The organism is Pantoea sp. 1B4, from assembly GCF_016925765.1.
GTDB classification, from domain to species: domain Bacteria; phylum Pseudomonadota; class Gammaproteobacteria; order Enterobacterales; family Enterobacteriaceae; genus Pantoea; species Pantoea agglomerans.
This window is the reverse complement of record NZ_JAEUWZ010000001.1, coordinates 1,889,394-1,909,458: the sequence shown is the minus strand read 5'-3', so window position 1 is coordinate 1,909,458 and position 20,065 is coordinate 1,889,394. Positions and strand designations below refer to the sequence as shown.

At 56.0% G+C, this 20,065-nt stretch carries 18 protein-coding genes and 5 pseudogenes; 3 read left to right on the top strand and 20 right to left on the bottom strand.

The window, feature by feature from the left end:
- Positions 1 to 16: 16 nt before the first annotated feature.
- From pqqF to JNO11_RS09340, 8 genes and pseudogenes are all read right to left on the bottom strand, one after another.
- Positions 17 to 2,152: a pyrroloquinoline quinone biosynthesis protein PqqF gene (pqqF, locus tag JNO11_RS09375; protein WP_325177665.1), complete on the bottom strand. Its 2,136-nt coding sequence runs from the start codon at positions 2,150 to 2,152 to the stop codon at positions 17 to 19.
- On the bottom strand, positions 2,112 to 2,294 hold the full coding sequence (locus JNO11_RS09370; protein WP_325177237.1) for a hypothetical protein: 183 nt from the start codon (positions 2,292 to 2,294) through the stop codon (positions 2,112 to 2,114). The genes pqqF and JNO11_RS09370 overlap by 41 nt, the downstream gene beginning before the upstream one ends.
- Positions 2,294 to 3,437, bottom strand: a pseudogene (pqqE, locus tag JNO11_RS09365) (pyrroloquinoline quinone biosynthesis protein PqqE). The gene JNO11_RS09370 and the pseudogene pqqE overlap by 1 nt, the downstream one beginning before the upstream one ends.
- Positions 3,424 to 3,702, bottom strand: coding sequence for a pyrroloquinoline quinone biosynthesis peptide chaperone PqqD (pqqD, locus tag JNO11_RS09360; protein ID WP_010245072.1), 279 nt, complete (start codon positions 3,700 to 3,702; stop codon positions 3,424 to 3,426). Before pqqD ends, pqqE begins: the two are co-directional and overlap by 14 nt.
- Before the next feature lie 3 nt (positions 3,703 to 3,705).
- Positions 3,706 to 4,461, bottom strand: a complete 756-nt coding sequence (gene pqqC / locus JNO11_RS09355; protein WP_010245074.1) for a pyrroloquinoline-quinone synthase PqqC — start codon at positions 4,459 to 4,461, stop codon at positions 3,706 to 3,708.
- 3 nt (positions 4,462 to 4,464) lie between these two features.
- Entirely contained in the window at positions 4,465 to 5,382 is a 918-nt protein-coding gene (pqqB, locus tag JNO11_RS09350; RefSeq protein ID WP_052271963.1) for a pyrroloquinoline quinone biosynthesis protein PqqB, read from the bottom strand.
- Between the two features lie 54 nt (positions 5,383 to 5,436).
- Positions 5,437 to 5,508, bottom strand: a complete 72-nt coding sequence (gene pqqA, locus JNO11_RS09345; protein ID WP_010245082.1) for a pyrroloquinoline quinone precursor peptide PqqA — start codon at positions 5,506 to 5,508, stop codon at positions 5,437 to 5,439.
- A gap of 143 nt (positions 5,509 to 5,651) precedes the next feature.
- Positions 5,652 to 6,668: a dipeptidase gene (locus JNO11_RS09340; protein ID WP_325177236.1), complete on the bottom strand. Its 1,017-nt coding sequence runs from the start codon at positions 6,666 to 6,668 to the stop codon at positions 5,652 to 5,654.
- A 231-nt stretch (positions 6,669 to 6,899) separates the two neighbouring features.
- Between JNO11_RS09340 and leuA the strand changes: the two are divergent.
- Positions 6,900 to 8,617 (top strand): annotated as a pseudogene (gene leuA / locus JNO11_RS09335) (2-isopropylmalate synthase).
- On the opposite strand, the gene JNO11_RS09330 reads toward leuA, so the two are convergent.
- Positions 8,538 to 9,317, bottom strand: a complete 780-nt coding sequence (locus tag JNO11_RS09330; protein ID WP_033771733.1) for a helix-turn-helix transcriptional regulator — start codon at positions 9,315 to 9,317, stop codon at positions 8,538 to 8,540. The pseudogene leuA and the gene JNO11_RS09330 overlap by 80 nt on opposite strands.
- Entirely contained in the window at positions 9,314 to 10,300 is a 987-nt protein-coding gene (locus JNO11_RS09325) for an NAD(P)-dependent oxidoreductase (protein ID WP_277814418.1), read from the bottom strand. Before JNO11_RS09325 ends, JNO11_RS09330 begins: the two co-directional genes overlap by 4 nt.
- A 68-nt stretch (positions 10,301 to 10,368) precedes the next feature.
- Between JNO11_RS09325 and JNO11_RS09320 the strand changes: the two are divergent.
- Positions 10,369 to 10,632: pseudogene (locus JNO11_RS09320) on the top strand (TonB-dependent siderophore receptor); the annotation flags it as partial.
- A gap of 163 nt (positions 10,633 to 10,795) precedes the next feature.
- Complete coding sequence (pqqA, locus tag JNO11_RS09315; protein WP_010245103.1) at positions 10,796 to 10,867, top strand: pyrroloquinoline quinone precursor peptide PqqA; 72 nt, start codon at positions 10,796 to 10,798, stop codon at positions 10,865 to 10,867.
- Between the two features lie 30 nt (positions 10,868 to 10,897).
- Here pqqA (JNO11_RS09315) and JNO11_RS09310 read toward each other — a convergent pair whose 3' ends face one another.
- The 10 genes and pseudogenes from JNO11_RS09310 to JNO11_RS09265 form a co-directional block, all read right to left on the bottom strand.
- A complete protein-coding gene (locus JNO11_RS09310) occupies positions 10,898 to 11,221 on the bottom strand; it encodes a phage repressor protein (RefSeq protein WP_325177235.1) in 324 nt (107 codons plus the stop codon).
- On the bottom strand, positions 11,176 to 11,463 hold the full coding sequence (locus tag JNO11_RS09305; protein ID WP_325177234.1) for a DNA polymerase V: 288 nt from the start codon (positions 11,461 to 11,463) through the stop codon (positions 11,176 to 11,178). Before JNO11_RS09305 ends, JNO11_RS09310 begins: the two co-directional genes overlap by 46 nt.
- A gap of 212 nt (positions 11,464 to 11,675) precedes the next feature.
- Complete coding sequence (locus JNO11_RS09300) at positions 11,676 to 12,935, bottom strand: tail fiber domain-containing protein (protein WP_325177233.1); 1,260 nt, start codon at positions 12,933 to 12,935, stop codon at positions 11,676 to 11,678.
- A gap of 71 nt (positions 12,936 to 13,006) precedes the next feature.
- Positions 13,007 to 13,390 carry a TonB family protein gene (locus JNO11_RS09295; protein WP_325177232.1) on the bottom strand — a complete coding sequence of 128 codons (384 nt, stop codon included), beginning with the start codon at positions 13,388 to 13,390 and terminating at the stop codon, positions 13,007 to 13,009.
- Between the two features lie 83 nt (positions 13,391 to 13,473).
- Positions 13,474 to 14,016, bottom strand: a complete 543-nt coding sequence (locus JNO11_RS09290; RefSeq protein WP_325177231.1) for a hypothetical protein — start codon at positions 14,014 to 14,016, stop codon at positions 13,474 to 13,476.
- Between the two features lie 311 nt (positions 14,017 to 14,327).
- Positions 14,328 to 17,536 (bottom strand): annotated as a pseudogene (locus JNO11_RS09285) (host specificity protein J).
- Positions 17,537 to 17,592: 56 nt separating this feature from the next.
- Entirely contained in the window at positions 17,593 to 18,216 is a 624-nt protein-coding gene (locus JNO11_RS09280; protein ID WP_325177230.1) for a tail assembly protein, read from the bottom strand.
- Positions 18,209 to 18,929, bottom strand: a pseudogene (locus JNO11_RS09275) (C40 family peptidase). The gene JNO11_RS09280 and the pseudogene JNO11_RS09275 overlap by 8 nt, the downstream one beginning before the upstream one ends.
- Before the next feature lie 2 nt (positions 18,930 to 18,931).
- Positions 18,932 to 19,669 (bottom strand): phage minor tail protein L, encoded by a 738-nt coding sequence (locus tag JNO11_RS09270; protein WP_052271410.1) that lies wholly within the window; start codon positions 19,667 to 19,669, stop codon positions 18,932 to 18,934.
- Between the two features lie 53 nt (positions 19,670 to 19,722).
- A complete protein-coding gene (locus tag JNO11_RS09265) occupies positions 19,723 to 20,064 on the bottom strand; it encodes a phage tail protein (RefSeq protein WP_191939815.1) in 342 nt (113 codons plus the stop codon).
- Position 20,065 lies beyond the last annotated feature (1 nt).

The window sequence follows — 20,065 nt, the reverse complement described above, 5'->3', positions numbered from 1 at the left end:
AACTTTATACCGGGCGCTACACATTTTCACCGCCGGTGAACAGCACCCGCCAGCGGCGGCGATCCTGAATCAGCGTGCGGTGAAGCTGTTGCAGATCCGCAAGTGTCAGCGCCTCAATCTGCGCCGCATCCGGTTCTGCCAGGCCATTTTCTGCGCGTAAGCACGCCAGTGGCTGATCCACTTCCCGGCTCAGAAGACGCGCTTTCAGTGCCGCCAGATCGTAACCCGCCAGCGTCTCGTTCAGTGACCGCAGGAAGTTGCGGCAGTAGCGCAGCAGTGACAGCGCGCTGTAATCGGGCGACTGCAGCGCAAACAGCACCCCATCTTCATCGGCACAGCGCATATAGCGGCTGCTGACCACATAACCGATAGGCTGCTCAACGCGATAGCGCTGGAAAAAGCGCGGCTCGTAGATCAGCGCCAGCGCGCGTAGCGCCGCCAGCTGTTCAGGACGATGCAGCGGGATAAACAGCAGCAGAGCATTGTCCGCGCTGCTGTGTGGCAGGCGCGTCATACCGGTTTGCGTCGTCATGCGCTTTGGCGGCGTGTCAGGGTTAACCGGCAGCGACAGTGCGCTCAGCCGCCGGGCAATCAGTGAATGCAGTGCCGCGTTGCCGCCTTTCAGCGCCGCCCGCCAGCAATGTGGCGTAATAGTGGCGGCCAGCTGATAAGGCAACTGCCGCAGCAGTGCACGAATCGCGATGCTTTCCCCCGAAGAAGGCTGCGCCGCCTCAACCGGCAGCGTCAGTGCGGCGACAATCTGGCTCAGCGCCCGGTCAGCCACCGCCTCATCCGGCGTCAGTTGTAGCGTCAGTTGCCACACGCCCTCCACTTCCTGCCAGCTGCCGTTGCCGCCCTGATGACGCAACGCGGCAAACAGCGGACGTAACCGCCGCCCCAGCGCTTCGCCTGCCGCTTCGGTGAACGTTGACCAGAACTCTGGTCGCAGGATCAGCGTCGCCTGCAGGTCATCAGGCTGATGATGCGGCAATGCCACCGCCTGTGCGGGCAGCGGCTCAGACGTTAAGGCGGTCTCGAACGGATAGAATGTGAAATGCGCCGGAGGTAGCGCCTCAGACGGGGCTGGCTGCCAGGCGGTCAGCGCAAGGCTGAATCCCTGCGTCTGAAGGGTTTCCTCAGCCGGGTGCGACGTGCAGAACAGCAGCGTGCCCGGCGTGTCGGTGAGATGCGCCAGCAGGGGCTGTAACGCAGGCACGGCTTCATCTGGCGCAAAGCCGATTGCGCGCTGGCGTAACTGCTCCATCGGTGACAGCGTCACGAATCGCTGCTTTGCCAGCTGGTGATAGTGTTGATGTTGTGGCTTATTCGTCTGGCGCAGTGCCTCCAGATAACGGTCGATCAAGACATTAACGGTTTCGGGTTGATGCGTTTCAACGCCCAGCGCCAGCCAGAGCGCGCCTCCCGCCTGATAGATCCACTTCAGCTCCAGCGACTCTGCCAGCCCCTGCTCACGAAGGGTAGCCAGCAGCGATCCGGGTGCTTCATCCAGCAGAAATTCACGCCATAACGTGACACCGTCACTGTTACCCAGTATCCAGCTGCGCCATAGCGCCCCAGGTGCGGTCTCTGCCAGCTGCCAGCAGGTATCGCTGGTCAGCTGCGGCGGTGGCAGATCCTGTCGCCACTGACCGGAGGGCAGCGCGGCAGCAACGTTACGCGCCAGCTGTTCCAGCTCATCCAGTGAGTGTGGCCCCTGCAGCCAGAGCCGCATATTGCTGGCGAAGTAGTAGCGCTGGTGGAACTGGCGCAACGCCCGCTGCAGTGCAGAGAGCTCATCGCCAAAACTCGCCCGGCTGCCAATATGGAACCGGTGGAATTCCGCAGGTGACGCGGCGGCGTGCAGCAGTGCCGCTTCAATGCGTGACGGCTGATGACGCTGCAATAGCTGATATTCCGCATCAATCACCGCCACTTCCTGACCGATTGCCTGATTATCAAGCAGCGGATGGCAGACCATATCCTGCAGCCGCGCCAGCCCGTCAGCCAGCAGCGACGGCGTGACCTCAAAAAAGAACGCGCTGCGCCGGGCCAGCGTGGTGGCGTTAACCCTGCCACCCTGCGTCTGAATCCAGCTCATCAACCGGCCCTCATCAGGCCAGCCGGTGCTGCCGGTGAACAGCAGATGTTCCAGCAGATGCGCCAGTCCGGGCCAGCGATCGGGTTCGTCGTGACTCCCCCGCGCCCACCTGAATCAGGGCGGCGGCCTGGCTGGCATCGGGCTGATGCACCAGTTCAACCGTCAGACCGTTTATCTCCAGGCAACGCGTTTTCATCAGAGGTTCCGTGTTTTATAGATCAGTTGTGAGTTGCTGCGGTTACGGAACTGCAGCTGACCAATTTTAATGTCGCTGCAATCCGCCTCACGCCGGGCGTCAAGGATTTTGCCGTGATGCGGTGATTTGCTGCAGACCGGATCGGTGTTGTCGGCATTGCCGGTCAGCATGTAAGCCTGACAGCGACAGCCGCCAAAATCTTTCTCTTTCTCATCACAGGAGCGGCACGGCTCTGGCATCCAGTCAAAACCGCGATAACGGTTGAAGCCGAATGAGTTATACCAGATATCGTCCAGACTTTGCGTCAGCACTGAAGGAAATTCTACCGGGGAGCTGACGCGCACTGTGACACGGCAGCGCGGTGCCCTCTGGCGTAACGCTAAGGAAGATGGCACCCCAGCCACCCATGCAGGGTTTAGGGCGCTCTTCGTAGTAGTCTGGCGTCACAAACAGCAGATTGGTCAGATTGCCGGTGGTGCTCATCCGCTCGCGGTAGGTTTTCACCACCGCCTCTGCGCGGGCGATTTGCTCGCGGGTGGGCAGCAGGCCTTCACGGTTAAGCTGCGCCCAGCCGTAGAACTGACAGGTCGCCAGTTCTACGTCATCCGCTTCCAGCTCAATGCAGAGATCGATGATCCTGTCGATCTGGTCGATGTTATGGCGATGCAGTACAAAGTTCAGCACCATCGGATAGCCGTGGGCTTTCACCGCTTTCGCCATCTCCAGCTTCTGCTGAAACGCTTTTTTCGAACCGGCCAGCGCCGCATTCAGGGTTTCGTCACTCGCCTGGAAGCTGATCTGGATATGATCCAGCCCCGCCTCGCTGAACGCATCCAGCTTCTTCTCCGTCAGGCCGATGCCCGAGGTGATCAGGTTGGTGTAGAAGCCGAGATCGCGCGCCGCTTTGATGAGCTCCGGCAGATCTTTACGGACCAGCGGCTCGCCGCCCGAGAATCCGAGCTGCACGCTGCCCATCGCCCGCGCCTGACGAAACACCTCAATCCACTGCTCGGTGGTCAGCTCCTTCTCCTGCTGGGCGAAATCCAGCGGGTTAGAGCAGTAGGGACACTGCAGCGGACAGCGATAGGTCAGCTCGGCCAGCAGCCAGAGCGGCGGATTCACGTCAGGTTTATGCGGGGTCACGGAACTGTATCCACTTCTGTTCATAGGCTGATTGCAGGAACTCTAAAACGTCTGCACCCACGCCGCCCGCTTCCGGAAAACGGCTATCCAGCGTTGCGATAATCGCGGCGATATCCTGCTTGCCATCCACCAGTTCAAGGATGGCGGCGGCGGTTTCGTTCAGCTTCGCCATGCCTTCGGGATAGAGCACCACATGGGTATCCTGGGCGGCTTCCCACTGCATGCGGTAGCCGCGACGAAACGCGGCAATCGAGTTTTCATTCATCTGTTATACCAGTCGGGTGGTGTGCCACGCCGCTTTATCAGTCACGGTGTGATAAGGCGGACGTTTCAGCTCGTATGCCATGGTCATGGCGTCCAGCATGCTCCATAAAATATCGAGCTTAAACTGCAAAATTTCCAGCATGCGGTTCTGCGTCTCAGCGGTGGTGAAATATTCCAGCGCCAGCGCCAGGCCATGTTCCACATCGCGGTTCGCCTGACCCAGGCGACTGCGGAAGTAGAAATAGCCCTCTTCTTTGATCCACGGATAGTGCTGCGGCCAGCTGTCGAGCCGTGACTGGTGGATCTGCGGGGCGAACAGCTCGGTGAGTGAGCTGCAGGCCGCCTCCTGCCAGTTGGCACGGCGGGCAAAGTTAATATAAGCATCCACCGCAAACCGCACGCCCGGCAGCACATGCTGCTCTGAAAGTAGTTCTTCGCGCGTCAGCCCGACCGCCTCGCCCAGCCGCAGCCAGGCCTCAATGCCGCCCTCTTCGCCGTTGCTGCCGTCGTGGTCGAGGATGCGCTGCACCCACTTACGGCGGGTAGCCGGATCGGGGCAGTTGGCCATGATCGCCGCATCTTTCAGGGGAATGGTGGTCTGGTAATAGAAACGATTCGCCACCCAGCCCTGAATCTGCTCGCGCGTGGCCTGACCGTTATGCATCGCGATGTGATACGGGTGATGGATATGGTAGTAAGCGCCTTTGTCGCGCAGGGCCTGTTCAAAAGCCTGCGGCGACAGCGTGTCAGTGATCTGCATGTTTTAGCCCTGAAGGTGGATCGCCATTCCGTCCCAGCTCACCTCTATTCCCTGCTCCGTCAGAAACTGACGCTGCGGTGACTGCTCGTTAAGGATCGGATTGGTGTTGTTAATGTGGATCAGAATTTTGCGTTTTGCCGGCAGCGACGCCAGCAGTGCCATCAGCCCCTGCTCTTCCGCCAGCGCCAGATGGCCCATCGCCTTGCCGGTGTTATGACCCACGCCAGTAGTCAGCAGCTCATCATCCTGCCAGACGGTGCCATCAATCAGCAGGCAATCCGCTTTTTGCAGCCACGGCAGGATCACCGCATCCGGCTCGCCCAGGCCTGGCGCGTAGAGCAGCGTCTGGCCATTCGCGCGGTTTTCAATAAACAGCGCCACGTTATGGCCCGGCAGCGGCCGGTCGCGATACGGCGAGTAAGGCGGTGCATTACTGATAATCGGAATCGCGGTGAACTGTAGATCACCACAAACATCGACGCTGAACGGCGTCAGTGGCGCAATGGGACGGTGCTGTAAGCCTCCATTCCAGTGGGTGAGCATAGGAAATATCGGGAAGCCGGTGCTGAGGTCACCATGCACTTCCGCCGTACACCACACCTGATGCGGACAGCCCTCACGCAGGCTCAGCAGCCCGGTGGTGTGATCGATCTGGCTGTCGGTAAGGATAATCGCGCCGATCGCCGTGCCGCGTAACACCCCTTTGCGGGTCAGTTCGGGCGTGTGCAGGATCTGCTGGCTGATGTCGGGTGAAGCGTTGCATAACACCCAATCTTCGCCGTTATCGCTGAGGATAATCGACGATTGCGTGCGTGCCTGGGCCTGGATCGTGCCGTTACGCACGCCGTGGCAGTTGGCGCAGTTACAGTTCCACTGCGGAAACCCGCCGCCCGCGGCTGAACCGAGGATTTTGATAAACATAGAGGAAAACCAGAAGTTGAAAAAAAATGCCCGCTCAGAGGGCGGGCAGAACGATTAACGGTTGGAGATGTAGAGAGTCACTTCCAGACCGAGACGCATATCAACGAAAGTTGGTTTTTTCCACATGAGTTACTTCCTCTTGGTTAACAGTAAATGAGCTGCCTGAAATCAGTGTGACCGGCATTGAATGAGACCGCCGTCACAATTTCCAGGCAGATGTTGCGCCAATGGCGCGTCGGGATCAAGCCCGGAACATCAGGAAATTGTTATCACAGCCCGGTCAGATGTAAAACCCGCTGCCAGTTTCCCCATGCCAGTTTCTCTGTCAGTGTCTGATCATAGCCCGCTTCCTGAAAAGCGGCGAGCAATCGCGGCAATCCGCTGACATCGCCCAGCGCAGCCGGTGGGGTAATCCCGTCGAAATCAGAGCCAAAGGCTACATGGTCGCTGCCCATTATCTTCAACAAGTGATCACAATGCTTAACAATTTCTGTTAATGGCGTGTCAGCGTCGCGTTTACCGTCGGCGCGCAGAAAAGCGTTGCCGAAATTAATGCCGGCCAGACCGCCGCTGTCGCGGATCGCCACCAGCTGGTCATCCGTCAGATTACGCGGCTGAGGACAGAGAGCATGCGCGTTGGAGTGGCTGGCGACCAGCGGCGCGCTGGAGAGCCGGGCGGTGTCCCAAAAGGCTTTTGCGTTCATATGCGACACGTCAATCATCATCTTCAGCTCACTCGCCTGCTGAATCAGCCTTTCTCCGGCGCGGGTCAGGCCTGGCCCGGTGTCGGGCGAGCCAGGAAAGGTGCCGCTGACGCCTTCACCAAAGCGGCTGGCCAGATTCCAGAATGGCCCGATGCTGCGCACCCCCGCCTGCCAGAAGGCGTGCAGTTGCTCGCCCTCCTCATCCAGCGCATCAGCACCTTCGATGTGTGCCACCATCGCCAGTACGCCTGCGGCGCGGCAGGCGGCAATTTCGTCATGACTGCGGCAGAGTCGCGCCCGCCCGCCTGACGCATCAGCCAGCTGCTGCAGGATCTCAAGCTGTTGCCACATGATCTGAAGCGGTTGAAACGGCTCGTCGGCACGTGCCGGAACGGTGCGGGCAATGTACTCCTGCGGAGGCACAAAGATTGCAAACAGCCCGCCGCCGAGCCCGCCCTGCTGAATGCGCGGAAAATCGAGGTGGCCCCGTTCAATCCCCTGATAAAACGCCTGCGCGGGCGCATCACGATGATGCAGCCAGAGGTTAAGCAACAGATCGTTGTGACCGTCGAAAATCAGCATAAGAGTCCACCCAAATAAACAGGCGACCATGCTAACCCTGCCCGGCGGATTCACCAAACCAGAGCGCACGCAGGGCCACGCAGGTCATGCAGGTCATGCTGGTCATGCTGGTCATGCTGGTCATGCTGGTCATGCTGGGTATTGTCACTTTTGCGCGTCAGGTTGTCAGCCCTGCGCGCGCGGACCCGGAGGCGTGTCGGCAGACTGGTAAAAAAACCACAGGAGACTCTTATGCTGACCCGACCCGCTGATAAATATCGTCCCTCCCCCGCTGATCACCCTGCCCGATCGCCAGTGGCCCTCACGCCAGCTGACCCAGGCGCCGCGCTGGCTCTCCACCGATTTGCGTGACGGCAATCAGGCGCTGGCAGAACCGATGGATCGGGAACGCAAAATGGCCTTCTGGGATCTGCTGCTGCGCTGCGGGTTCCGGGAGATTGAGGTCGCCTTTCCCTCTGCGTCGCAGACGGATTTCGATTTCGTCCGTGACCTGATTGAGCAGCAGCGTATCCCGGAGGATGTGACGTTACAGGTGCTGACTCAGGCGCGTGAGGACCTGATTGCCCGCACGTTTGTGGCGCTGCAGGGTGTGCCGCGCGCCATCGTACATCTCTATAACGCCACCGCGCCGCTGTTTCGCGAGCGGGTATTTAAACAGAGCAAAGCGGAAATCGTGGCGCTGGCCACCGCTGGTGCACGGCAGATCCGCGCCGAATGCGAGGCCCAGCCGGAAACTCAATGGACCTTTGAATATTCGCCAGAGACCTTCTGCTTTACCGAGCCGGAGTTTGTGCTGGAGATCTGCGAGGCGGTGGCCGATGTCTGGCAACCGGACGCGCAGCGCCCGATGATCATTAACCTTCCCGCCACGGTGGAGGTGAACACCCCTAACGTTTATGCCGATCAGATTGAGTATTTCTGCCGTCACTTCAGCCGCCGTGATGCCGTCTGCATCAGCGTGCATCCGCACAACGATCGCGGCACCGGCGTCGCCTGCGCAGAACTGGCGCTGCTGGCGGGCGCTGACCGGGTCGAGGGCTGTCTGTTTGGTAACGGTGAACGCACCGGCAATGTGGATCTGGTGACGCTGGCGCTGAATCTCTATACCCAGGGCGTTTCGCCCCGGCTCGATTTCAGCCAGATGCATGAGGTGATTGAAGTGGTAACCCGCTGCAACCAGCTGCCGGTTCATCCGCGCCATCCCTATGCGGGCGAGCTGGTCTTCACCGCCTTCTCTGGTTCTCATCAGGATGCAATTAAAAAAAGGGTTTGCCATCCGCGCCGAACAGCAGGAAACAGAGTGGCAGATGCCTTACCTGCCGCTGGACCCGGCCGACATTGGCTGCAGCTATGAGGCGGTGATCCGCGTTAACAGCCAGTCGGGAAAAAGCGGGGCCGCCTGGCTGCTGGAGCAGAATCACGGGTTACAAATGCCGCGAGCGCTGCAGCAGGATTTCAGCCGCTGTGTTCAGCAGGAGACTGACCGGCACGGCGGAGAGATGACGCACTACGCGCTGTGGCAGCTCTTCTGCCGCCAGTATGGCGTAACGCAGCCCGCGGTGGCATTACAGCGGGCTGACAGCCAGAGTGACAGCGGCGGGCAGACGCAGATTAGCGCCAGCGTGGTGTATCAGACGCAATCGCTGATGCTGACCGGCAGCGGCAACGGCTGGCTGTCGGCGGCGGTCAATGCCCTGCGCAGCGCGTTTGATCTGCATCTGACCATTGAGGACTATCACGAGCATACGCTGGGACGACGCAGTGACAGCCGCTCGGTGGCCTATATCAGCTGCGTGGATGCCCGTGGCGCGCGAGCCTGGGGAGTGAGTATCGACAATGACACCGCCCGCGCCGCCCTGCAGGCGCTGCTCAGCGCGGCAGGCCAGTTTCTGCAGGCGGAAAATAGTCAGTCGGAGAGACGCCCAGCAGACGACGAAACATCGCACTAAACGCGCTGGGGCTTTCATAGCCCAGTTCCAGCGCCACCCGCAGCACGGAGTCGCCCTGAGCCAGTCGCGTCAGGGCGATAGCCAGTCGGGCACGCCGCACCCAGTCGCTGAACTGCAGGCCGGTTTCGCGCATAAAATGGCGGGCCAGAGTGCGGCCCGAGACATTCAGGTAGGCGCTGGCGCGCAGCAGCGTCCAGCTCTCACCGGGCGTCTGCTGAATCAGCTCGCACAGCGCCTGTAAACGGGGGCTGTCGGGCGTCGGCAGCGCAAAGGGCAGCACGTCCATGCCGCGGATTTCATCCAGAATCAACTCCATCACCCGCTCGGCCCGACTGCCTGCGGCGTAACGCTCTGGCAGGCTCAGCGCCGTGACAATCAGTTCGCGCAGCAGCGGTGAGATTTGCACCACCTGACAACTGGCGGGCAGATCGGCGCGCGCCAGCGGATCGATAAACAGCGTGCGCGCCGCCACACTGCCGGTAATCTGCAGCGCATGACGGGTAAATGCGGGCAGCCAGACGCCGCGACTCGGCGGCACAATCCAGCTGCCATACTCCGTCTCCACCCGTACCACGCCGCTCAGGGTGTGGATCAGCTGGGCACAGGCGTGCTGGTGCCAGGGTTCGCTGGCACCGTGCAGGTAATCGTGCGCCAGCGGCACCAGCGGACGCGTGCTGAAGTCAAAATGCTGCTGACTCATTGCGCCTTCAGGTAGCGGTAGATCACCGCCAGATCCTCTTCACCGTGTCCGGCCTCCACCGCCTGCTGCCAGAGTTGTGCGATATTCTCCAGCGCCGGCAGCGGCGTCTCTGCGGCATCCAGCGCCAGGCGGGCATCTTTCAGCGCCCAGACCAGATGCATCTGCGGCGTGAAGTCGTCGCTGGCGATCATCCCGAGCTTCATTTTTGCATACGGTGCGGCCAGCGGACCGCCCTCCAGCACCTGCCAGAGATCGTCGGTGGAAAAGTCGAACTGCTCTGCCAGCCGGGTACTCTCCGCCAGGCTTTGCATCATGCCAATCAGCCAGCTGTTGATGACCAGCTTCATCCGGGTGCTTTTTCCCGCCTCACCCAGCCACTGGGTACCTTTACTAATGGCAGCAAACACCGCTTCTGCCGCCTGCGCCCGGCTCTGATCGCCGCTGGCCAGCACCAGAATCTGCGCATTCTCTGCTGGTGCTTTGGTGCCGGAGACTGGCGCGTCGATCAGTAACAAATCGGGGCGTTTTTCTGCGAAAAAGGCGATCAGCGCGTCGGTTTTTTCTACGCCGATGGTGCCCATCTGGCAGAGCGTTGCGCCCTGCTTAAACGCCTCCTGGACCTGATGCAGCACCTGCTCAGTGGTGTCGCCATCAGACAGCATGGCGATCACGACATCTGCTTTACGCACCGCCTCAGCTGGCGAGTCAGCCAGCTGCAAACCCGCATCCAGCAGATCTTCGCCGCGCGCGCGGGTGCGGTTCCAGCCATGAACGTGAAAGCCTTTTTTCAGCAGGTTGGCGGCAAATGCGTGCCCCATTGCGCCTAATCCCAGAACCGCCACTTCAGGTTGTTTCATGCTGACTCCCGTGAGTTTTTTGTCTGCATCCGGGTGAATCGGACGCCTGATCACTGCAAAAGATGGATTCCAGCCTGGCGGTAAACAGAGAAAAAATCCAGCCCGAAACGATGTACCCCAGCGCATCAAACCCTTACCATATGCGGAAATTGTTCCACCTGGTTCATATCCTCTCTTTTTTCAGGCCACATATAATGAAAATAATCTCTCTGCGCCAGGCGACGCTGTTGATGTTGCCTGCCATTTTGCCGCTGCCGCTGCTGGTGGCGGCGGCGGATAATGACAATACCCTGGTCGTCACGGCCGCACCGCCGGAAACGGGCCTTAACGAACTCGATACGCCTGCGGCCCTGAGCGTGGTCAGTGGCGACGATATGCGCCAGGCAGCGCCGCGCGTTAACCTGTCGGAAAACCTCAGCAGCGTGCCGGGTCTGCAGATCCAGAACAGGCAAAGCTATGTACTTCACCTTTAAAAATCATGGATAATTCTATGTTATCTTTATATTTGTCTGGATATCCCAGAATGAGTCATGAAAAAGATTGTACTCATTTATGTACTCAATTTATTTTTGATTTTTGAAGTATAATTGGGTGGTATTTTACTTTTAGGAGGGAATTGCTATGTGGAAGAAGCCAGCATTTATTGATATGCGCTTAGGTCTAGAAGTGACTTTGTACATTTCTAACCGTTAATGAAGATGCCCGCAAATGTGCGGGCATTTTTTAGATGGTCGGCCTACAGGACTCATATACAGCAATGATCTCGGCCGTGACCTTCCCCAGCACGATAATCCCTTCCAGCCCCTCTCCGTCGATTGTTTCACCATCAGAAGTAATGATCCCCGTTCTGAACAATCTTCCCAGTTGCGAATAGTCTGCGAGCTGGAATGCAACTTTATCGCCTGTCTGCCCCTTGGCTGTTCTGTCCACAATAGCGAATCCGGCCGGTGTCTCAATCATCAGCATGTGGGCCGGGTGAGGCATCAGCAGTTTGTTCAGGTCTATGCGGCCTTCAACGTAATCATTTGCCGGTGATGGAAAACCCATTTTAGATTCCCCCCGTTCGGGTTGAATTGCTTGTAAGTTTTCGCTTCACCCTCCTGAGTCGAGGCGTCGCGGAACGTTACCGTGTTGAACTTTATCCACTGGTTAGCCTCCCGCAGGCTGAAATGCCAGTTAAGTAACTCCAGCTGATGGACAAACTCCTGAGTAGTTACAATAACGCCTTGCCCCGGCTCTCGCCTCATAGCGTTCATAAATGCATGTTTGATTTCATAGTCGCGCGGCATAATTAATCCCCCCTCTGATAAATACTGTATGGATAAACAGTAATATCGATCGATACTTTTGATCAAGGCGGACCAGTTCACATATTTGTAAAGAGGTTGAGGGGTAAGGGGTTTTTGATTGGCGATGGAAATGGTGAGTGACTAATCTCAAATCAGACCCGCAGCCCGCTGAGACAGGCGCGGTAAACTCTGCCCCGTCGCCGGGGCTTTTTTTACGCATCCAGACCGTCAATGGCTTTCATGCGGCTCTGCAGTTCCGTAATGATTTCTGCTTGCTTATCAAGCATGCGATACAGGGCCTTGATTGATGCGCCATTAAGTGCTGCCGCAGCCTTACCTGGGTCTACGCTTTTCATATCTTCAATTTCCAGAATGGAACCATCATCAGCTTGGCACTGATAAGGAAAACCAGTCTGATTACCTTCATCATCAAATGTTTTTGGCGTTTTAGAAGTGGTAACTGCCTCTGGAAGATATTTCTCCAAATCCTGAGCTAAATAACCTGCACTTCTGCCGCCCTTCCTCCAACCCCCGACTCCGTCAGGGGTGTCTCTCATTTTAAATGTCACATGTCGAAGGTTGAGCACGGCCTGCAAAGCCTCATCTGGGTCAATGTCCTGAATATTCTCTTTGATCCTTTCATCTGAACCTGTTTGCCACCCACCAGGGGCAAGGCCAACCCCGCTATTTAGCAGGGTGAAAACTGCAAGATTACCGCTGTTGGAATTATTGACCATGCGTAACTGAATTTTTGCGGCACCCTCTGATGCTCCGGGATTATTTACAATATCCAGCATCCCCGATACCCAGCCGAATGTGTTGGTGTTACTTAAAGCTGGGGTACTTCCCGCTGTTCTGATGCCTCCATTCGAGGTGAGAATAGACCCCGTGATAGTACCGCCAGACTTTCCATCTACCGTACCTAGCCTGGAATCATCACCAGCCGCAACTGTGCCTGACGCGGTGCCGACATCCTTTGTGGCTGAGTTCTTAAGACCTAAATTCGTGCGAGCTGTTGCCTTATCAGCAACGTCATTCAGGTTCTGGCTTTTATCCATCTTTCCAGTAACTGATCCGGCAACGATATTCCATGACGGTCCACTGTATTGACTGCCATCCGGAAGGGTGACGGTAATGTTTCCTGATGCACTGTATACCTGCTGCCAGTTAGCTTTATCAAGGTTGAGCCCGCGAATGGCTTTGGCAACGTCAGCCGCAACCTGAGCCGTAATCCCAACCAGCGCCGCATTAGGCACGGCTGTCCACGCCACACCTGTTGCTGTGGGTCCATTGTAAGCAGTGATCAGCGTGAGGCCTGTGGTCGAATTGACTGACTGCACGCCGAGCGTATAAGTCACGCCGCCAACAATTGCTACCAGGAAATCGTTAGCCTTCAACTCTGTTGAGAAATTAGTACCTGTACCAGTAACAGCTGTGGAGTTATTGGTTAATGCGATAGTGCCCGCTGGCATATAGCTCTCCTGAAAATAAAAAACCCGGCACAATGGCCGAGTTCTCATGACTTAGATTGCGTCAATTCGCTTTAAAAACGACTCTCAAAACAACATCTTTTTTGCGGGTCATTCTTGGGGTAATTCCATGTTGCTATTTGTTTTTTAACATCACGGTCAAAAACATATTTGGGATTAACGCTTATGATCCTGATGTTTTCAGTTTTTCCTTCACGGGATATGTCATAGGCCACATTAATCTCACCACCGATCCGAAGCATTTCGGCCCTTTCAGGATAAGTAATTTTATTTTCTGCGTGTACGACCGTTGAAAGAAAAAAGAGCAAAGCCGTTATATATTTTCGCATAAATGCCTCCATAATCTGAAGCATATCACCGCTATATTGAAGTAATATCAAGTCATAAAAATTATCGTGTAGATCAATACTTTTAACTAAGATTTGAAAGTATCCCATACGGGATGCGCATTCCGTATGGTTTTAGTGTATTGGCCCAAGCCTGCTGATTCTTGTTCACCCACTGACATTGCAAAGTCCCGTTAATAAATTTGAAAAAAAGGGCCTGAAAAACCGGTCACTGAGCCATCGTCAGAAATGTTTCCACCAGGAACCGAACTAATAAGAAACCAAGTATTGGTCCCTATGTATTGGGAGTAAACCGTGTTATCTAAGTCAAAGTTTGCTGGCACATCAAAGAATCCCAGTATGCGTGGTATTTTTGCAGCCATCACTGCAGACCAGACAAGCTGTCCCGCTGAGTTGAATACATCTCTGTAGCCGCTTTCTACAGGCATGTCGCTCCGTGTGCGCGCCATTGAACCAGCATTGGCAGTCATCCAGTCTGGGCCGGTGAAAAACATTTTCGCGTTATTATTTGGTTTAAACCATCGCAGGCTATCATCAAGTGGAACGCTGGCGCTTACGTGTCCCATGTCAGTTGAGTTTCCCAATTGACATGAGATATCGTAGTAACCGATATCTGTGATGCCCGCATAATTAACCGCGTCCTGATAATAGGTTCCCTTAAAATCAGAATCGATTACAAGGGCCCCCGCCGAGTTCCATACCTGATATCCACTCATATGAATGCGTACATGTCCAAAGTTAAGGTAACGGCAGCGGTATATGCTGAGAGTTTAAAGATTCGATAACCCCCATCGTATGCACGAGCAGCAAAGTTAGAGGGTGTGAAATAAACAGAACTTGAGGCAGAAACGACAACCACAAATGATCCTGATGTCGTCAGCCCTCCGAATGAACCAGTCACTTGATTGGTATTCGCAGCCATAGTGACAGTCGTTCTGCCGAGATACCGAGTGTTATAGTCTCCAATATCGACGATCAGCTTTCCGGTTGCGTCCCAGCATTGAAGCCCCCCGGCCATATAACCTCCTTACCAAAGACCGTCTCTGATCCGTAATGTGCCATTTGCGTCATATACCTGCCGCAACGTGCCAGTATCGATTACTCTTCCCGAGCCGTTTGCTGCGTTCCGCTCAAAAGTCCCATCTTTACCAAGTCGCCAGCCAGCAGCATTTGGTACGTAGTTCGTTGACTGGATGTATGCAGCGATCATCGCGCTCGTAATTGTCGCATCACCAATAAAGGCAGAGTTGATAATGGTCTGGCCGTTCTGAATGGCAAAGAAAGTTTTCGGCGTTGCTCCAACCTGTGACATCACAGCGAACCGATCAGCCAGGAACAGCACCTGCGTCTGCATACCTGCAGGGCTGTTCTCGACTCCAATACCCATACCTGCAGCATACTGACGCCCGTTGCTGTCTACGGCCACTTTGACAGAGTACTGTGCTGACAGCTTGCCGTTGGTATCGGCCAGCGCGGTAGATGTCTGCTGAACTGCGGCAGTATTCTGGTCAACTGTGGCCTGCACCTGTTCAAACTTCTGCGCATAAGCCTGATCGTTTGTGGCGATTGTTTGTTTGACCGTCAGGATATCAGCACGGTTTTTACCAGACTCAGCCATCTGGTGATCAACATTTGCGTCGAGGTTGAGCGCGTTCTGAAGCATGGCATCGATGTTGGTATCAACTTTGGCTATAAGCTGCTTACCGGCATCAGTTTTAAGAACCTGTTCGGTAATGTCGCCCAGTAACGCGGTTGCATCTACGCTGCTTGCGCCCTCAACATACGTCGTCCAGTCGCCTGTATTGCCGATACGGTCCACCAGCCGGGCGCGATACCAGCGGCGAACGCCAGCGGGCATAGGACCGTGCTGATAGCTGACGCCGGGATAAGGAACATAAGCAAGGAACTGGGGGGTTTTGCCCGTCCGGCGTAGTGGCCACCTGAACTTCTGTATATGAGGTATCGCCTGATCCATCCGGAAAGGCCCACGTCACATCAATCGCCCACACCACGTTATCCGTTGCTTTCAGGTTAACGGGCGTGCCTGGCTTACCTGCTTTGCCACTGAGAGAGGTTGAATCGGCATAACCCCACGGAGAGGAAACCTCCGCCGCGTTAACGCCGCGTACCCGCACATCATAAACGCCGGTATAGATACCCTGAATGCTGAAACCCTGTGCGCTGGTCTGGCTGACGTTGACCCAGTCGCCTTTGTCTTTTCGCCACTGAGCCACGTAGCTGATAGCACCCTCTACACGATCCCATGTGACCTGCATCGAGGAGACAGAAAGGCCCTGCTCAACAAAGCTGACCTCACTGATCTTTATGTTGGCCGGCGCTTTCAGAACGCTGATTGGCGTAACCGTAATTGGGGCTGGCTCAATGCGCACGCCATCGTCAATGTAGCGGTACTTATTCGGATCGTGCTGCACGCCGGTGATGGTAAACGTACCGTCATCGTTCCCGGCTACTGAGGTCACACGGAAATACTGAATTGCCAGATTATTGCTGTCGATAGCCCATACCGCACCCGCCACCGGCGTGATACGGAAGGAGGTGTTAACGCTGACCGTTTTCTTATCCGCGCTGATACTGCCAATCGTTCGGGTCTGCGCGGTACCATCTGGCAGGTTCACTACCAGCCGATCACCGGCTGCGTAATCAACAGGACGGTCAAGAGTAACGCGCAGCCCGTTGACAGAACTGATGCGGCCGCCATTCTGCTTGCCCGACCTGAATGGGTCAGCCACACCGATGATTTCAGCGGGGATCGGAATATAACCATCCAGGCCGACGCCAAATGAAACGGTGCCATCTTTGGCATTGGAGAGAATAGCCCAGCGCCCGCGCCGATGCGCCTCACTCTGTGACGTGCAGCCGATGGCCGTGAGGCTCATCTCTCGCACATCATATCGCTGCACCAGATCAGAATCGTAAACACCCTCTACAGTGTCGGAGTAGTGATTAATCGGATCAGACCAGCTTACCTGGCACGATGAATACCGATTTTTATAGCTGCCCCCCCGCATAGGTGAACAGACCATCAATGACGTTCGCGGCGTGGTAAACAAAATCAACGTCTACGTTGCCATCTGAATCAACCTGCGGCACGTCAGCATTCACAAAAATCTGGCTGTTGCCCCAGAACGTGATACCACGGAATATCGCCGCAATGTCTTTCAGGACCGTATAAGCATCCTGCTGGCTCTGGATGAAGACGTTACAGGTAAAGCGCGGCTCCGTGCCGCCAGCACCGTCAGGCACCATCTGATCGCAGTACTGTGCGATGCTGTAAAGTTCCCACTTGTCGATCATAGTGGCATCAACACGCGTCCCCATGCCGAATATTTTATCCAGCACCAGATCATAAAAAATCCACGCCGGGTTATCGGTGTAGGCATATTTAAAATCACCCTGCCAGGTACCGGCATAGGTGCGTGAAACAGGGTCATAGGTTGTCGGAACGCGAACCAGCCGCCCTTTTGGCTTGCACGTTACTTTTGGTGCCTGACCGCTGAACTGACTGGCATCAACCTCGATATACAGCAGCGCGGTATTGGGGTAGCGCAGTTTGCTGTCGATGACCTCTGCGAACGAAAAAACTTTGAAAGCGTTAATCAGCTTTGAGGAAGAGGAATCAGCGGTAATGCGACGCACCCTGACTGACCAGCCGGAAGTGGCTTTAGGTAAGTCGATGCGATGATCGCGCTGATATTCAGACGTGGTTTTACCGTCAAACCTTCCGTCCACCACCGTGACCCATGAACCGCCGTCAGTTGAGAGATCAATGGCATACTGCGTTACGGTACCAACCATGTCGCCGTTGTCTTTGTACTGATACTGCACCGGCAGGCTCAGCTTAATGCGAATGGCATCCAGAGTCAGATTGGAAAACTGGCGGGTCCAGGCGATGGCCTGAGTTACTGTAACACCAACAGAAAGCTCATTATCGACTTCAGGCATGCCCTGAATATAGGTCTGGTCCTGCGTACCCTTACGCCAGTCCCACACTACGCCGGTGAAGTTGTAGGTGCCGTCTTCGTTCGCCAGCTGAGTGTCGTTCAGGTAAATCTGCTGCGCGGTTAAATCACCCTGAATCTCACCCTCTGAGATAGCCAGCAGCATTTTTAATTTTGCGATAGACAGCAGATCGTCTGGCTGTTCAACCGGAGTATGAGCGCTGCCACCGCCTCCACCCTTACTGCCCTGAATCACGGCACCTTCGAGAAGTCGCATATTTCACCCATAAAAAAAGCCACCCGGAGGTGGCCTGTTGAATTAACTGTGTTTTGCTACTGCTGATCGCTGGTAAAGCTACCTGCGCTGATGATCGCACCGCCAATTTCACGCGTCCCGTAAAGAACAGGAACGGGGTAGCCCATGGCAACGGTATTCACCGGCGCACCGAACGCATAGTTCGGCTTATTGTCCGTGCTGGATGACGCACCCACGTTGAGCTTAGGTTGCGGCGTCAGCATCTGTACGACACCGCCCAGCAGCATGCTGATACCGATACTGGTCAGTGCTGTAGTCGCCAGGCCAACTGCGGTCGTGGTACCGATAGCCGCACCATATGCAGCCAGTGACGCACCCGCTGTGAAGAACGCGGCCACAATGGCAACGGCTCCGATAATTATCTGCAGCGTGCCGCCCCGCTTAGAACCTTCCAGAACCGGCTCCATTTCAAACTCAGTCGCGGCTGAAGACATATTGAATTCCTGCAGGCCGATGTTGTCTTTGCCGCTGAAAAAGGCAAAGCGAACCCCGTTAAGATGCGCATTCGATACATACTTTTTGAACCCCGGCACCTGGGAGCACATCGCACGCAGCAGCTCCCGCAAATCAGCGACGTGAAACTGGTGAGCCTGACCAAACATTTTTGCCATCCGGCCTTTAAGTCGCATGGTTTTAAGCATCCATCAGCTCCTTTCGGCGCACGATGCGCACGGTACGGTTACGCCAGTATTCGCCGTAAGGCACCCGCGTAGACAGGCTCCCGGCATTGTGGTGAAGAATGATATTGTTGCCCAGATAAATTGCGGCGTGGTTCGTTACCGGGGCGCTGATGCGCATCATGATCATGTCGCCCTCACGCATTTCCGCTGGTTCAACCTCCACAAACCCCTCCGACTGCCAGTTGTCGTCATACAGGTTTTCTTTGCCGTCCACCCACCACTCATAATCAACAGACCAGTTTTTCAGGATGATGCCGTGCTCACGCTGGTAGTAGTCCATGATGAGTGTCCAGCAGTCATTACCGCCAATCAGCCAGGGGCGGCCTGTATAGTCGCGGTCGGTACGCGGGCTGATAGTGCAGAAGTCGCCATCCGGCCACGACATGACCCCCCCACTCCACGCCGGAAAAGTCGCACTGAACCCGATCACGTTCTGACGGGATAAGCTGCGGCACGTCCGGGTGAGAATGGATGACCATCAGAATGTCACCCTGCGCTTCCGCTGCCCGCTTATCCTCCGGCGACAGCGTGAAATGCTCAGTCGGCGAATCAGCGATATTCCTGCAGGGGACGTAGGTCTGGGTCCGGCCAGACTGAATGACCAGACCGCAGGCCTCTTTCGGGTATTCAGCAGCGACGTGTTCACGTATCGCCTCAAGAATTTTTTTACGCATGGTTATTTGCCCTGAAGGTTTGCAGCCGGGAACCCGCCGAATGGCAGCGGCTGGTCTTCACCAAACCGGGCCTTACAGTCAGCCAGGCGGCCGCCACAAACATCTTTAGACGGGTCATTCGTGGGCGTGCCATCTTTCGCAAAGTACCGGTTGCCCGCGTAATCACATCCGGTGCCGGTGCGATACCAGCCACGCATGCACCAGGTGCATACCGGCGTAATCTGGCGCGATGGCAGTTGCAGGCTCTGAATGTCAAACGGTGAACAGAGTTCAAAATCCACCTGTGTGCGCGTTTCAGACGTTTTAGCGTTCACGTAGAACAGCTGAACGCGTTCCTCCTGCGGATTAGCGTTCGGGTTGCCCGCCGTCCAGTTTGCCGCATCGAGATACTTTGCCAGCGTGGTGTGGATACGCACCTTCGCCTTCACCATGTCGTCAAACTGCAGGCAGAGCGCCGTGACATAGTTGCCTACGTTGCCGACTGAAAGCTTTGGCGTCGGCTGTGACCCTGTGCTGCTCATCTCCATGCCGGTCAACTCATACGGGTGCGGATCGTACTCATTGCCCTGCCAGATGATTGATGGCAGGTTTTCCGCTGCAAAAGACTGCCAGCCTTCGGTCGGCAGGTTATACGCATGAAAGCGCAGCACGGTATCAAGCCCGAAAGCTGTACCGTCAATCTCAATCAGCTGGACCAGACTCCCCGGCTCCAGCGCCTGAATGTCCTGATTGAAACTCATTTTTCACCCAATAAAAAAAGGGCGCATAAGCGCCCTGTTGCTGTCGTGACATGTCACGGTGCGAAAGCCTGTTCGAAGGTAAAACTGATCTCGGCAAATCCGCCGTTGATAAACTTCGGATTAATCGAATCTGCTTTCACCCGATACAGTTTTTTCTCGCCCCATGGATTTGTCCACCAGAATGAGGTGGTGACGTGGGTTTTCAGGAACGCCCGGACAGACGCCATAACGGGGACCTGACCGTTACAGCTCAGCGACCAGCTTTCAGCAGCATCGTTGATCCCTTTCCCGGCAACCTGTTTGTAACCATCGCCGTACTGCGCCTGAATGGTGGAAACGCTGAGCTGTTCGCTCGCCTGAATGCGTGTCGCCCAGGTAAATGTATCTGTCGCCATA